The sequence below is a fragment of the Psychrobacter sp. I-STPA6b genome, assembly GCF_020662265.1.
Classification (GTDB): Bacteria; Pseudomonadota; Gammaproteobacteria; order Pseudomonadales; family Moraxellaceae; genus Psychrobacter.
The window spans coordinates 14,891-30,721 of sequence record NZ_VEWM01000018.1 but is presented as its reverse complement, the minus strand read 5'-3'; the positions used below and the strand labels follow the sequence as shown (position 1 = coordinate 30,721).

At 38.6% G+C, this 15,831-nt stretch carries 11 protein-coding genes; 8 read left to right on the top strand and 3 right to left on the bottom strand.

Going from position 1 to position 15,831, the window contains the following annotated elements; genetic code table 11:
• Window positions 1-32: 32 nt before the first annotated feature.
• Together dusB and FHK88_RS02940 are read left to right on the top strand one after the other, a co-directional pair.
• Entirely contained in the window at window positions 33-1,028 is a 996-nt protein-coding gene (dusB, locus tag FHK88_RS02945) for a tRNA dihydrouridine synthase DusB (protein ID WP_227429300.1), read from the top strand.
• A 100-nt stretch (window positions 1,029-1,128) separates the two neighbouring features.
• Entirely contained in the window at window positions 1,129-2,865 is a 1,737-nt protein-coding gene (locus FHK88_RS02940) for a dipeptide ABC transporter ATP-binding protein (protein WP_227429299.1), read from the top strand.
• A 107-nt stretch (window positions 2,866-2,972) separates the two neighbouring features.
• On the opposite strand, the gene folE is transcribed toward FHK88_RS02940, so the two are convergent.
• A complete protein-coding gene (folE, locus tag FHK88_RS02935; RefSeq protein ID WP_227429298.1) occupies window positions 2,973-3,554 on the bottom strand; it encodes a GTP cyclohydrolase I FolE in 582 nt (193 codons plus the stop codon).
• Window positions 3,555-3,794: 240 nt separating this feature from the next.
• Here folE and FHK88_RS02930 point away from each other — a divergent pair, with 240 nt between their 5' ends.
• On the top strand, window positions 3,795-4,604 hold the full coding sequence (locus FHK88_RS02930) for an enoyl-ACP reductase (protein ID WP_227429297.1): 810 nt from the start codon (window positions 3,795-3,797) through the stop codon (window positions 4,602-4,604).
• Window positions 4,605-4,776: 172 nt separating this feature from the next.
• Here FHK88_RS02930 and FHK88_RS02925 read toward each other — a convergent pair whose 3' ends face one another.
• Together FHK88_RS02925 and FHK88_RS02920 are read right to left on the bottom strand one after the other, a co-directional pair.
• On the bottom strand, window positions 4,777-4,926 hold the full coding sequence (locus FHK88_RS02925) for a hypothetical protein (protein WP_227429296.1): 150 nt from the start codon (window positions 4,924-4,926) through the stop codon (window positions 4,777-4,779).
• Window positions 4,927-5,109: 183 nt separating this feature from the next.
• On the bottom strand, window positions 5,110-5,643 hold the full coding sequence (locus tag FHK88_RS02920; protein ID WP_227429295.1) for a DUF2058 domain-containing protein: 534 nt from the start codon (window positions 5,641-5,643) through the stop codon (window positions 5,110-5,112).
• 152 nt (window positions 5,644-5,795) lie between these two features.
• Here FHK88_RS02920 and FHK88_RS02915 point away from each other — a divergent pair, with 152 nt between their 5' ends.
• The 5 genes from FHK88_RS02915 to FHK88_RS02895 all read left to right on the top strand — a co-directional run bounded on the left by FHK88_RS02915 (window position 5,796) and on the right by FHK88_RS02895 (window position 15,727).
• Entirely contained in the window at window positions 5,796-6,992 is a 1,197-nt protein-coding gene (locus FHK88_RS02915; RefSeq protein WP_227429294.1) for an LD-carboxypeptidase, read from the top strand.
• Window positions 6,993-8,067: 1,075 nt separating this feature from the next.
• Window positions 8,068-9,519, top strand: a complete 1,452-nt coding sequence (locus tag FHK88_RS02910; protein WP_227429293.1) for an RNA-binding domain-containing protein — start codon at window positions 8,068-8,070, stop codon at window positions 9,517-9,519.
• Between the two features lie 44 nt (window positions 9,520-9,563).
• Window positions 9,564-10,124, top strand: coding sequence for a hypothetical protein (locus FHK88_RS02905; protein WP_227429292.1), 561 nt, complete (start codon window positions 9,564-9,566; stop codon window positions 10,122-10,124).
• A 53-nt stretch (window positions 10,125-10,177) separates the two neighbouring features.
• Entirely contained in the window at window positions 10,178-12,499 is a 2,322-nt protein-coding gene (locus FHK88_RS02900; protein ID WP_227429291.1) for a hypothetical protein, read from the top strand.
• Entirely contained in the window at window positions 12,500-15,727 is a 3,228-nt protein-coding gene (locus FHK88_RS02895) for a tyrosine-type recombinase/integrase (protein WP_227429290.1), read from the top strand.
• The last annotated feature ends 104 nt before the right edge of the window (window positions 15,728-15,831 follow it).

Below are 15,831 nucleotides of genomic sequence, written 5' to 3'. Positions count from 1 at the left end.
TTGCATAGCATAGAAATTAAGAGACCAAAACTGTGTCATCACACCCTTTATTGACACCATTAAATATTGGTGGGTTATCTGTCGAAAATCGTTTAATGGTTGCACCAATGGCAGGGGTTACAGATAACCCCTTTCGCCGATTGTGTAAGTCGTTTGGTGCAGGTCATGCCGTTAGTGAAATGATGATTGCAGATACTGCCCTGTATGCCAGCAAAAAATCTTTGTATCGTGCCAATTTTGATGGAGAGATTGCGCCAATTTCTGCACAGATTGCAGGTGCTGAGCCAGATAAACTTGCTGAGGCTGCCCGTTACCAGATTGATAATGGTGCGCAAATCATTGATATTAATATGGGCTGTCCAGTTAAAAAAGTGTGCCGTAAGCTGGCAGGTTCGGCATTGTTAAAAGATGAGGACTTGGTTGCTCGGTTACTTGATGCTGCTGTTAGTGCTGTGGATGCACCCGTGACCCTAAAAACACGATTAGGCTATGTTAATGGTGAAGAAAACATTGTCCGCATTGCTAAAAAGGCGCAAGAAGCAGGCATTGCTGCCATCGCCATTCATGGTCGTACACGTGAAGATAAGTACGGTGGTCGCGCTCGTTATGAGCTGATTAAAGCAGTCAAAGAAAGTGTCGATATTCCTGTGATTGCCAATGGTGATATAGATAGTCCACAAAAAGCAATGGCTGTCTATGAGCAGACAGGCTGTGATGCGGTCATGATAGGACGTGCTGCTCAAGGACAACCTTGGCTATTTCGAGATATTCAGCATTTTTTGCAGACAGGTGAGGTGCTTGAGCCACCAAGTATCAGTGAAATCAAACAAATTGTGCTTGCTCACTTACAAGAGCTTTATGCGTTTTATGGTGAGTATTCAGGTTGTCGTATCGCTCGTAAACACATTGCTTGGTATACCACAGGGATTCCAAATTCAAATGCGTTTCGTCAGGCCATGTATGCTGAAGATAGTACAGCAGGTCAGTTTCAGGCAGTAGAGCAGTTTTTGTCAGCACATGAAGAATGATAAAAAGTGTGATAACAATCAGATAATATCTGGCTGTTTGCCTTATCACCATGCACTTATTCTATTATCCTATCTAATTACCATCTAAAAGCACATCATCATGACTGCAACCGTAACAACTTCGACAAACGTAACTTCAATGACAAAACAACTATCCGTTCAAAATCTCGCTATTCATAGCTCAGCAATGACTTTAGTTGACGATTTATCTTATGAGCTACATCAAGGTGAGACGCTTGCTATTGTTGGTGAGTCAGGTTCGGGTAAGTCGATTTCTAGTTTGGCTTTATTGGGTTTGCTACCAAATAGCCTAAGCATAAGTGGTCATGTTGAGCTGGCAGGTCATGGTGAGTTGCCAATACAGTGCAATCCTAACATGTCATTAAAACAGTTGAAACAGCGTAACGAGCATTTGCAACAAGTGCGAGGACAGAGGATTGGTCTGATATTTCAAGAGCCAATGACTGCTTTAAATCCATTGCATAAGGTGGGTAAACAGCTTAATGAGAGTCTTAGGTTGGCAGGTGTGGCTAAAAAACACCGTCATGCACGTAGCCTAGCACTATTACAAGATGTCAATATTATTGCACCAGAAGAAAAACTCAATCGTTATCCACATGAGCTATCAGGTGGACAACGCCAACGAGTAATGATAGCAATGACATTGGCACAAAACCCTGATGTTTTAATTGCCGATGAGCCAACAACTGCCCTTGATGTGACTTTACAGCATGATATTTTGTCATTACTTGACCGCTTAAAGCGTGAGCATGATATGGCATTGATTTTAATCAGCCATGACTTAAATTTGGTACGTCGTTATAGCAGTCAGTTGATTGTGATGCAGCAAGGTCGAGTGATAGAGCAGGGTAGTACAGAAACGATTTTTCATGCACCTCAAACTGAGTATACTCGTATATTGATGCAGCAGGATTTTGGTACATCATTGAGTATGGATGAGATTAAAAAATATAGCCATCATAACCGAATAAGTCAGTCTGGAGAGCATAAAGTGTTGGCTGAGCAGATGGCACAAGCCAATGAGATTGGTGAATCAGTGCTGAATGTAGAGCAAATGTCTGTCAAGTTTCCAGCAAAAAAAGGCATCTTTGGACAAGTGACACAATGGAATACCGTATTAAGCGCACTTGATATTTACATACAGCAGGGTGAAGCACTGGGTATCGTTGGTGAGTCTGGCTCAGGAAAAACCACAGCAGCACTTGCTGTCTCTCGATTGTTAAGCGCTCAGGCAGTCGTCAATGGTGCAATACAGGTTGCCGATAAAGATATAAATAGCCTAAGCAAAAATTCTCTAAGGAAATTCCGTACTCAAGTACAGATGGTATTTCAAGACCCTTTTGCCAGTATTAATCCTCGATTTAATGTGATGCAAATTATTGAAGAAGGGCTATTGGTACAAGGGGTTAATAAAGTAACACGTGAGCAAGCCGTATTAGAGGCATTAGCCACGGTGCATCTACCAGCAGACTTTGTGCATCGCTATCCACATGAACTGTCAGGGGGACAGAGACAGCGAGTGGCACTAGCACGAGCGTTAGTGATGCGCCCACGATTAATGATATTAGATGAGCCGACTTCAGCGCTAGATAGCACCACACAGATTGCTGTCGTAAAGCTGTTGCGTGAGATTCAAGCACAGTTTGGCATTAGCTATTTATTTATTAGCCATGACCTTAAAGTAGTAAAGGCACTATGTCAGCGTATCATGGTCTTACAACAAGGGCGCTGTGTGGAGGTTGCCAGTAGTCATGACATCTTCACACAACCCCAGCATGAGTATACCAAAAAGCTGGTACACACAGCTTTTCAATGATAATAGTCATCATCATGTCATATATACACTGATAGGGCTTAGTGCTGGCTAGTTTGTAATTGGTTAAATCAATATGAGTACCAGCACAGCTCTACTATCCGTTGTGATTAACCAAAGCTAGGTTGACGTTTGGGGACAGCCGCCAAAAACTCAGTACGAGCTTGGTTATTGGTTGTAAACTCACCAATCATGGCAGTGCTGCGAGTCGTTGAGTGTTGTTTATTAACCCCTCGCATCATCATACACATATGTGACGCATCCATCACAACAGCGACACCACGACATGCGGTTACTTCCATGATGGCATCTGCAACCTGCTGTGATAGGTTCTCTTGGATTTGTAAACGTCTGGCATACATATCAATAATACGTGCTACCTTAGATAAGCCAATGACTTGACCATCAGGCAAGTAGCCCACATGAGCGACACCATGAAATGGCAACATATGATGCTCACATAATGAATAGAATTCAATATTTTGTATCAGTACCAGCTCTTTATTATCAGAAGGGAATACGGCTTTATTGGTCACTTCTTCGAGCGTTTGTTGATAGCCCTGAGTGAGATAATCGAATGCTTTGGCGGCACGAATGGGCGTATCTATTAGCCCCTCACGCTCAAGGTTCTCACCTGTAGAAGCAATCAGTTGACGGTATATAGATTCATTTGCAAAAGTTTTTTCAGACATGGCAGATATCAGAGTAATAAAACGTGGCTATAGCTTAACGGTAAATCTTAATTTGTAAAGGATTTTTCGTAAAAAGTCTGTGTAAAAAACAGTAAAATATACAAGAACTCTATAAATGTTGAGATAACGCACTTGACTGAGAATACAGATGTAAACTAAACTCAGCAAATTAGTGTATCTATTTCTATATCAGTAATAGATACTTTAACTTAACAAATACACTCTACTATAGGAAATAATATGCTATTACAAGGTCAACGATTTGTAGTAACTGGTATCGCTAGCAAACTGTCTATCGCTTGGGCAATCGCTGAAGCACTACATCGTGAAGGTGCATCGCTTATCTTGACATATCCAAATGACAAAATAAAAAAACGCGTCGATATGGCGGCTGAGCAGTTTGGTGCAGAGATGGTATTACCTTGTGATGTCGCATCAGATGAGTCTATCGCAGCTTGTTTTGCTGAGGTAGAGGCACACTGGGGTGATGGTATCAATGGTGTTGTACATGCCATTGGTTTTGCACCGATGGATCAGCTTAATGGTGACTTTACAGAAGTAACCACACGAGAAGGTAGCCAGATAGCGCATGACATCTCAGCATATAGCTTTGTTGCTTTAGCAAAAGCATCACGGGCATTGCTTGCAAAAAGACATGGCTCATTATTGACTTTAACCTATGAAGGTAGTATCTCAGTATTACCAAACTATAACGTAATGGGTATGGCAAAAGCGAGTTTAGAAGCCAGTGTTCGTTATTTAGCATCTTCGCTTGGTGCAGAAGGTATCCGTGTGAATGCCATCTCTGCAGGTCCAATTCGTACTTTAGCTGCCAGTGGTATTCAGTCATTTCGTAAGATGCTAGATATGAATGAAAAAATCGCCCCATTACAGCGCAATATTACTCAGATGGAAGTGGGTAATGCAGCTCTATTTTTATTATCACCTTGGGCATCGGGGATTACAGGTGAGATTTTATTTGTAGATGCTGGCTTTAATACAGTGGGGATGAGTGAAAAAATGCTGTTAGCAAATGAGCAAGACGGATAATCATCAGTTTTAATGTAAGAAAATACTGAAAGGCAGTCATAAAACAAGGTAGTCATAAAATAAAGATGGTGTATCCCTCAATGATAGCTACATGCTATATGATGTGATACACCATTTTTAAGGTCTTATAGAAATCAAATATTTATTTTATGCTAAAAAGGCATCAAGATGTTTAGTCATCTTCATCATGACTTTCATGATCGTGCATACCTTTCATCATCTCTAAAGCCGAGTCATCAGTATGCTGTTGCTCACTACTATCAAGATGGTCCTGATTGATATCTTTAGGTGACATTTTGGTAGTTGGATCAGTATTTGACATAGTTACATATTCCTTTTTGTTAGTTAAAATGAAGTGATTCTCAATATACTATGTTTTGGAACATGTGTAAACTCGACTTACATTTTGCCATCATATAACCTCAATAACCCTACAGAGCAATATAAGCGGATTATATGTTCCATATCTCATATGATGCTAACCTGTTATTGTTACAACTAGATATTACCACATCAAGTCATCTGGAATGACATAGGCAGCATAAGGGTCATCTTCTGCTGGTTCATTATCTGCTTTATCGTTCGATACAACAATAAAGCCTTGCATTTTTTCATTGATACGCTCTGCCAGTGGGTAGGGGAGTAGTGCGTAGCTTTCTTCTAGGCGGGCAATGACAACATGACCAGCAACGATTTGATCATATAGCTTTTGGGTCACAGCGATTTTTTTTATTTTTGTGTCATCGACAAATTGATAGTTAACATCACCTTGTGTATCTGTAATTTGATGTTGCTTAATCATTTGGATGACATTGGCTTTTAGCATTTTTTGCTCTAGCAACTGTTGCTTTTGTTGATTCAGCAACTGGTCTTTGGCTACTTTTTGTGCTTGAGCTTCTGCTAATGCTTTCTTAGTTTCAAGATCAGGCGCATTTCCAGTACGCTTGGCATGTTGTGTTTGCTTGTTCAGTTTTTTTACTTTTTTGCTGTCCACCAGTCCAGCTTTCAGTAGTTGAGCCTGTAGGGCATTTTTTGCCATGATTTCATCACCTAAATGTTAATATATTTAATATAGTAGCAAATTTTTTGGGGTATGTTAGAAGATTGATGCGATTAACAGTATATAAACGGCATAAATATGATGACTTAGGTTTTACCTAAATAGACCATAAACTATTGAGTGATAAAAGTATGGCAAACTATCAGAGAAGACAAATATTAAAAGGTTTGGCTGCAACGTTGATTGGTGGTGCAAGTGGTATTAGTTTAACCAGTAGAGCGCAGTCTGATGCTGTTGCCTCAACAGAGCCATATCAGAAAACAGCATTGCTCAGCGCAGGGCAAAAGAACAAGACATGTTATCCTGCAAGTATCTCTACTCGCTTATTTGCCTGCTCAAATGTTGGCACAGATTTACAGCGTAATCAAGTTGCACTAAAACGGTTAATGTGTGCTGGTTTTGACATTGCTAACCCTGATATTGTGCAACGTCAATTTTTGCGTTTTGCAGGTACTGATGCTCAACGAGCCAGTGATTTACAAAATATTGCTACAGGTGGGGTTATGGCACCAAAACTGTTGCTGGGTTTGCGTGGTGGTTATGGAGCGATGCGGGTTTTGCCACTGGTAGATTGGGCGAGTTTGGGTCGAGTTATGAACGAGCATGGTACGATATTGGCAGGTTTTAGCGATGTAACAGCTGTGCAGTGTGCTTTATTGGCTCAAGGCGGTATGAGTAGTTTGTCAGCACCTATGTTATATGGTGAATTTGGAAAGGAGATGCTTGATGAAGCTGATCAACAGAGCTGTCGTTATTTTGTACAGGCATTAACACAGTCCAATTTATCTATCACTGTGAACTCTGGTAGAGTTTGGTCAAGGTTACCAAAATCTACAGCCATGTCTTCTGTAATGACAGGAACAATATGGGGTGGTAATCTTAGTGTGGTATCTGCACTGGTGGGTAGTCCCTATTTGCCTCAACCGCAAGGTGGCATTGTATTTTTGGAGGATGTGGGTGAGCAGCCGTACCGTATAGAGCGGATGTTATATTCGTTATATTTGGCAGGAGCATTTCAGTATCAACAAGCCATTGTATTAGGGGCATTTAGTGCGATGGGTGTGGATGGATATGACAAACGTTATGATTTATTAGAAGTGGTGGAGCAGTTGCACAAAGTAACGAATTTACCAGTCTTTATGGGTTTGCCCTTTGGTCATGTTGCTAATAAATTTAGTTTTCCACTCGGGGCAAGGTGTACATTGACATGTCTGGATAATGAGAGCTTTAAGCTAGAGTTTGCTAACTATCCAACTATTGATAGTAGAGCTGTTTATACAGAGGCATTATGGATGGATAGTTTTGATTTATCTCATAGCATGAGCTGATAATGGCATATATAGTTAATCCTAAATCATACTAGGCAATACATCCAGTGGCTTCTAGGAGCAGAAGGATGTCTTTCAAACATATCATTTAAATTTGCAGAAGTTTTATTATGGAGGATTTGTTGTTCATGTGAGGAGGTGTCTGAATCTGAAATATATATTTATAAATATATTGATTGCTGTAATACGTTAAAAAAATAAAAATAAAATAATTTCTATTTACTTTAAACCTAATCCTTTTATAAACAACTTGAGCAAATTTTTATCTCTGCAACTCGTTTATTATGTTGCTTGCTCATTATTAATAATCTATTTTTGGCTTGTTTATTCAAAAGTACAAGGTTTTACTATAGACATAGTCTATTATTTAGAGTCCAGAAAACTATATAGGATATTCCTATGGCTCGTTACTAGCTGATCGTCAGCAGTGTACAGAGACATATTTATTGATAATGTAGTATTAATAGGCTCAAGTGAATGATTTAACCAAATACGATCATCCAGTTTATAGCGGTATGAGTCAATGGTAGCTCGTTAGTGCTGTGCCTAAAACTCAAACCCCAACCTTGGCAATGTTGTGTAATAAATTTACCTAAAGAAATATTAAGCTATACCCCTTTATTTTAAAGGGATATAGCTTTTTTGTTTTCTTATATTGTTACAATTAATTGATAATATTTAAGAATATTTTGATATTTTAGTCACTGTAAATATAATAATTTTGACACATAATATTTTTATCGTTATGATGATTTTGTTCTCCCCCATTGCGTTAGAAGTAAAAATTGCATTATTGTGATTGTTAATGTCTCATATCATTAGACTAGATATAGAGCGAGCGAATTTTAGATCGTTTATATAACTAGGATGATTAGGGGTATCCTTTTTGCAGGGTAGCTTTTGAGTCAATACGAATCTAGGTATAATTAATTTATTACACAATACCTTAATAATAATCAATTCCTTTTAAACATAATCATTTTTATATCATAGTCGAGATTCCTAATAACTTTAAAAGTTTAGGGTGTATTTATTTGTGAGCGACGGATTGAGTAACCAGCAATAGGATAAAAACATGGATTGGCTAGCCCTCATTTCTACCGGCGAAAGCAAAACATTAGAGTTTAAACGTGAGTTGCCGAGATACGATCAAATTGCCAAAACCATTGTGGCATTTGCTAATACCAGTGGTGGGCGTTTACTGATTGGTGTTGATGATGATGGCTCATTACTGGGTATTGATGAATCATCAATATTAGATCTTGAAGAGCGTATTTATGCCAGTTTGTTTGAGCGAATTAGCCCAACCATCAATCCTGATATTTATGCGTTAAATCTTGAAGGTAAAATCTTATTAGTAATAGAAGTCAGGCGAGGTGCATCCATACCTTACTATCTAAAGTTTCTTGGAAAGTCAGATGGAGTGTTTATTCGTATTGGTAGTAGTAACCGTTTGGCAGATGCCTATTATGTGGCAGAATTGGAACGCCAACGTCAGCACCTCAGTTTTGACGAGCAACCTTATTTTGACGTGGATTTTAAAAGTTTAGACATCACAGGCCTTAAACAGCGGTTTGAGTCAGCAGGCTTGCTATTAGATAAGGCCAAACTCCTAAATTTAAAACTTTTAACAATAGTAGATGATAAAGAATACCCCACTTTTGGTTTGCTGATTTTGCTTGGCTATTTTGAACATGTCAGCACGCAATGTGCTCGATTTAAGGGTTCTACCATGCAGGTCTTTTTAGACCGCAAAGAGTATACAGACGACTTGTTCACTCAGTTAGAGCAAGCTCAAATATTTGTGCAAAATCATCTCAATCTAAACGGAGAGATTAACGGGCTACAGCGTCAAGATACGTTAGAGATACCTCTACCTGCCATTCGTGAGGCATTAGTTAATGCCTATGTACATCGTGATTACAGCAACTTTGGACGCAATATTAAAGTTGCTGTGTATGATGACATGGTGAATATCGTCTCTGCTGGTGGTTTGATGCCAAATCTGACAGTCAGTGATTTATATGCAGGGCGTTCAGAAATTCGCAATCGAGCCATTGCTAGAGTCTTTAAGCTTCTTGGCTATATTGAACAGTGGGGCAGTGGCATCAATCGCATCCATGATACCTGCGTACAAGCAGGTTTACCGACACCAATTATTGAAGAAAAAAATGATTTTATCAATGTTGAGCTGATGCGAGTGACTCATGTTCAAGACTACGCTCAAAGTTTGACTCAAAAATCGTCTGCCGATGTAAAAAATGAACCATCTGATGATGCTTTGCGGACGATTACGGACGATTACGGACGATTACGGACGATTACGGACGATTATCAGCATTTGGAATTGGATCAACAAAAAGTGTTGCTTCAGCTTCTAGAAGTTGAATCTATAAGTCGTCAAGATGTTATGGTGTTGTTAAGCGTGGAAAAAACTCGAGCATATAATGTATTAAACAGTTTGGTCACGTTACAACTTATTAAACGTCATGGCAAAGGGCGAGCGACGGTTTATATGCTTACTTAAGTAATCTATTAACAGTTAGACAATTGATAGCTCAAAGGTGCGTTATGGCAAAGAATGATAAGGTGAAATCACGGCATCGCTTTCTAATTCCTAATAAACACTGTATCAGCGTTCATAAAGTTGCTGAATTGGCATATAAAGCATGGTTAAATTGCCGAATAGATCATCGAAATATCAACTTGTCTCGGGTTGATGACTATCACAAACCACCAATTCGCTTAATTGAAATCCAAAATACCTATTACTATTACTACTCGTTTGAACGAATGCGTAGTGCCATGCAGTTTGAAGCAGATCTTCGTCAACCGTTTATCATCAGTACTAGTAATGACTGGGACATGAAAAAGATGGCATGGGCTGAAGTCTTACAATTAGCATTTATGCGTGATGTTAACCATGCTCTGCTCTGGAAGACTTTAAAAAATGACTGCCCAGCGAGTATCTTGAAGGAGCTGATGCAAGTAACATCATTAGAGAAGAAAGACTATGCTAATTTCGCAAATATCAAATTGCATCAGCTTGATTATCAACAGCGTTTGATACCAACTAAGAATAGACCATTAGGACTACCCCACGACATGAGCTGGATAAATAAAATACGCTAGATATTAAGGATAAAATGATGACTCAGGGTAATGAAACTTAGAGAAATATAGATATGGAAGTCACCGCTCAGTGGATACTAAGCAAACTTGTTCCACCAACTTCACCTCATGCAGAAGTGCTACAGGGTTTTATTGCTAAACTTATTAGCACGCATAGTGATTACTCGTCTAACTTAACTGCCATGTATGGCGATGCGTTAAGTAAAATTAATCATCATAATAAGCTCACATCCTCACAATGCCAAGACATCATCAATAAAACAACTTCAGAAGGTATGACAGAAGTCTGGGCAGTGTCTTATATGCTGGCACTATTTACTCAATATTATATAGATGACACATCTGATAATCCTAGGCAAGATGAGGGATTGGATACTCCCGAATGGCGATTTATGAGTGGTTATTTACAGACCATGTTTTTGTTAACTGCTCGAAATGACCAACATTTTAAAAAGGTTAATCAGCTGGGCGTACGAGTGAGAATGGGTTTAAAACCTAGTAACATGCAAGCAGTCATTTTAAAAAAAATGATTGAAATACATGGCAGAGTAACAACGCTAAATCAAATATTCTCTGAGCTTGAAACCTATGAAGTTTTTATTAAACAGCAAGAAGCTGAGGGTAAAAATAACGCCCTTGGTAATAAAGTTGGACAGATTCGTTTGGCTTATGAAGTTATTGTTAAAGATTTAGACTTTATCAGTAAAAAAGGTGGTGGTCAACGAGGACGTGCTAAAACTAACAAGTTGCAAGTTCAAACTAACATGCTATCTCACTTAGATAATAACGCTTCGCCTGTTCGCACTTGGCATCCACTTATCACAGATACAAGCAATGTCTCTTTGGCAGAAATTCAAAGTGACGAGGATGCTCCTAAATTATTAGATAATGCGTTTAAGCCTAGTAAAAAAACTGCTAAGTCCGCGGAACTGCAACGCTGGGAAGTTAGGAATCAAGCTCGCCACAGTAGGCGTAATCAATTTACCTTCCCCAGTAATCCTAGAGTACTGAGTTTAATGGGTTATCAGCAGGTATTTGCTACGTTATGGTTACGCTTAGATGAGTTAGAGCTTTCTAAAAAACGCAGTTGTACAGTTATCTTATTATCCATGTTATCAGGACGATCAATCACAGATTTAATCATTGACCTACAATTACCCAAAGGACAACGGCGTATATTGGCTCATCACAGCAATGAGGTATTTATTAAAGTTGTTATTGATGTGACCTCTAATACTCGTGACACCCTTAAAAACCATCGGCAAAGCTTTGACAATAACTTAAAGTTGGCATTGCCCAGTACATTAGAAGCAATTATTAACTTTAAATTTGAAATTGATAGCCAAGAGGTTGATGATTTAATTTCCTCTATAAAAAAAGATTTGAGGTTGCCACTGCTGTCTCGTCAGCATATTGAATCTGCTTTAGCGTTTATCATCACTCATCAACTAGGTGAGCCACTACATGCTGATATGATTACTGGTGTGGACGTCAAGCACTCAGCACCTTTGTATTATACCAGCATCTCATCAAAATCCTTGATGAAGACCTATCAAAGTGGCATATCCTTACTGTCGGCTAATTTGACACAAAAACAGCAGTCAGACTTTATTTATGATCTATCTTACAATAGTAACAAACCTTATATTGGCAGTGACATGGTACTGAATACTAAGGTATGCCAGCAATTTTTTAAGAAGCTCACGAATCATGTCGAGCAGTATAATTATCAATCAAATTATGCCCCTGATCTTAAATCTGATCTAAGTATTGCACAGTTTAATGCGTATGGTTTGTGGCTTTGGCATGTCCTACAATTACTCACGGGCATCCGTCCTGTCAACGATGCCCCAGGTTTTTTAAACCAGTTTAACTTTACTGCGAATTTATTATGGGTTTCTGATAAAGCGAACAAGGATAACAGCCGAGAGGGTCGGCTAATACCATTAGCTGACTTTGTGGTGACTGCGGTACAAAATTATGTGGCATATCTACAACGATTTGCTAGCAAACACAATATGATATACGCCCAGTATCCTCTAGCAATTGATAATATATTGCAATCAAAACAACCGCTGTTAACTTTCTTTACCTTCAATCCATTAGGCTTTATTGCATATAAACCCAGCCGAGTGCAGAGTTTACTTGGTAAGTTTTTACGCCATCAAGACAATTGGCTCAGGCATCAATTACGCTCATTACTTACTAATCGAGCTGATGAAACCTTAATTTGTGCAGTTTTTGGGCATGAGCACCCTGAGCAAGAAATGATGCATCCCTTTTCATCAGCCAGTATGAAAGATCTGAAACATCTAAAAGTTCAGCTTGATAACATTGTCAAGGAAATGAATTTAATACAGGTTGAGGTCGTCTAAATGGTAGATGTCGCCCACATTGCTCGTGCTGAAAAACAAAAAGCTTTAAAAAAGCAAATTCAGAAACAAGCTTTTGCAATGGCTTTAACAAAACTAAAAGCTTATCAATTTAATGATTCATTGCAAACCACGGCACTATATCAACAGATTGATGATGAGTTAGCCACAAAATTTGCAAGTTTTAATCAGTACCGAATTGCTCGCCAAGGATTCTTACAAGCCGTACGTCACTATAATCAAATACATGATTGTGAGCTTGATGAACCTGTTGTACCGATTCTTGAAGGACGTGACAAACTGACTATTGACTATGATTGGTTTGTACAAGGCACTAAGGTTAGTGAGTCGTTTGCGATGATGTTAACCATTTGGCAAAAAAAACGTAAGTTTACTGCCAATGAATGTGTGATGTACTTGCTATACAGCAGTATTATGATGGGTGGGCTTAATGATATTAATGCCTTAAAAGCTCTGTATAACTGGTTATTTGGTGAACGAACACTGTATCAAATCAACCTTAACTATGATGAAAATCAAAATAAGCCATTGGCAGTCATACCACTTACAGTCTTTGATGAGCGTTATGGATGTATATCGCATGATAACAAGTTCTTAACAAGATTCGTAAATTACGTACCAGATACTAGCAGTCTGATGTTTTTATATACTTTAAAAGATATTGACCTAAATAAACGAAAAGTCAGTAAGTTTGAGACATTAATAAAACACCTCAACAATCAGTTCGATTTGACCATACGAGATCCGAATAAGCCCCATCTATCTCACTTAATAAAATATGCTAATTTTCACTGGCGTAACCTTCCACAGTCTGCCATTGATGGGGCAGGGAGTATGGTGATGCAAGGTGAGGTTAAAACAACAGCATTACCTTTTAATAAACTTGTCAACTACAATCAAGAGACGATAAATGTCAAGCTTTCGCAAGAGGTGAATTTTAACTGGGGTTTGTTGTTTGAATACCAGACAAGTCGCTTACAATCATTAAAAGAGCCTAAACAATACCCTGCCTTTAGCAAAAATATCATCAAGAGTATTCAGGATGCATTGAAGCAATCAAAGCCAAAGGCTAAAGAATACATTGAAGCATTACTAAAAGTATTTCCACAGCCCAATGCTATGCGTTTGTTGGAGTGGACTGTATCATTAATAGATGATGGTAAAAGTAACAATCAAACCATCAGTAAATATATTGGTGCAATTGGGCGAGACTGGCTGATGCTCACTATGGATGAAGACTTAAGCCTATGGCAATCGCATGATTATGCACAAGTTTATGAGCAAATCCTACAACAAAAAAGGAGTGATGGGCGTAAAGACAGTGTTTTGTATCAAGATAACCAAGATGACGCTGATGTAGAGCTGACTATTCATGAAATTGATACGCTAGAAGTAGAAGATAATGACAATGATGCATCTTTAATAAATCATGAATCTGATGCAACAGATGAGATTAAAACTCTTGATGCTGAGTCTGATCCACCACAAAATAAAACCTTTATTAAAGGGCGACTGTACGCCTTCCATGAATTTCAGAAGAAGCGATATCCAGAGGATTATGATGCCCCTGATTTAACCTTTGGACGTAAAGACAGTTTACAACTTGTTAAAGCCAATATGATTTCGCCCAAAGTGTATCGAGCGATGCATGAACAGATACAACAATCGTCTTTAGACGATGAGCAAAAGCAATTGTGTCATAGCATTATCACTTTAGCGTATCGCACAGGCATGAGACTCAATGAATTGGCTGGCATCAAGGTAAGCGATATTGAAGACTCTCAATACTTAAGCATTGTCTTGACACCAAATCGTTATCGCCGTTTAAAAAGTAGTAGTGCCAGACGTAGACTACCCATTAACCCACTGCTAAAACCACACGAGCTGGATGCTCTAAAACATCTGATTACTCGGCAACAACGTGCAAATAGAAGCTATTTGTTCTCGCAGGGTACAGGTAACGTTCCGTTGCCCAGCCATTTTTTTGCTAATTTACTTCGAATATTACTTGATACTACGCTTGGAGAAGGTAATCATGATTATACTTTTCACAGCTTTCGGCATACAGCTATTAGCCAATTAGCACTGGTGGTGAGCAAATCACCTTTGGCTTATGTCATGACTGACTATACCTCTGATGATGTTGAGCAGATTTGTCAGGATTTGTTGGGACGGCATCAAATTCAAGGAGCTTGGTTCGGGTTAGCAAGTTTTGTGGGGCATTTAACCTGCGACACGACTTTCGAGCATTATATTCACACTGCTCATTTACTTGCTGGGGAACAACTTAGTCGGGCTAAATTAGCAATACCTTTAACTACGTGGCAAAACATAACAGGAATTGATTACCAACGGGTTCATTACTATGATAAGACAGCCTATGATAAGACCAGTAAAACAGTAGATTTAAATAGTCTTAGTGGGTATCTTGCTAGAAAGCTTAAAGCTCACCATTACCTTCTATTTGTAGATAACAAAGGTGTTGCGAATCATATATCAAGTCGTGAGACTGGCTTTACGAAAAAATCTGACTCAAACTCAATTAAATGCTCAATCTTTATTCATGCAAAATATAATGATGCCATTGCTTTTTTATTGGAGCTAAATGCTATCAAGCCTGAACAAAGAGAGGCTCATATCGATCAAATTGGTTTTAAACATGGTATTGATAGAACCGAGGCAAAACAACTGTTTGAAAATGCTAAGCGACTTAACACCAGTGAACAACTCATCATCAAACCACGAGGGTATAAAGCTAATGATTTAATTAGTGTAGCAATGGAACGGGCTTATCAGATGTCTATTGATAAGCCTGAAAATCTTAAAAAGTTTGTAGGTATTTATCAACAAAAGCATATCACCTCAAACTCTTATCTGCATTTTGGTATCAAAAAATCTCAGCATCAATTACTTGCCCAATTTATGAAACTTGCTTGCCATATAATAGAGGCTCAGCATTGGCAGATACGTTCAGGTAGTGAGCAAGCGGTTAGAGAACTCAAAAAGAAATATCGATTAGATACTAAAATCATGACAGGCATTAGACCAGAGTTTAAGGGTTTTGAAGTGAGGGTAGTCATGAAAGCCAAATATTCTAAAACGGGAGAAGGTTATTTTAAGTCATCAGGGGTGCTTAAGTTTGTGGGTGGGGTACTGGTTTGTTTGGTGGGTTTGTCATTTATTGACGGCACTGATAATAAACGACACTAAATGTCGTTTTAAACTATTTATATCTTGCCATTTTATTCATACCTAGTAATACTAACAGCTAGTCTTAAACTTAGGTATTAAAAGGTATTGTTAGGGGAAGATAC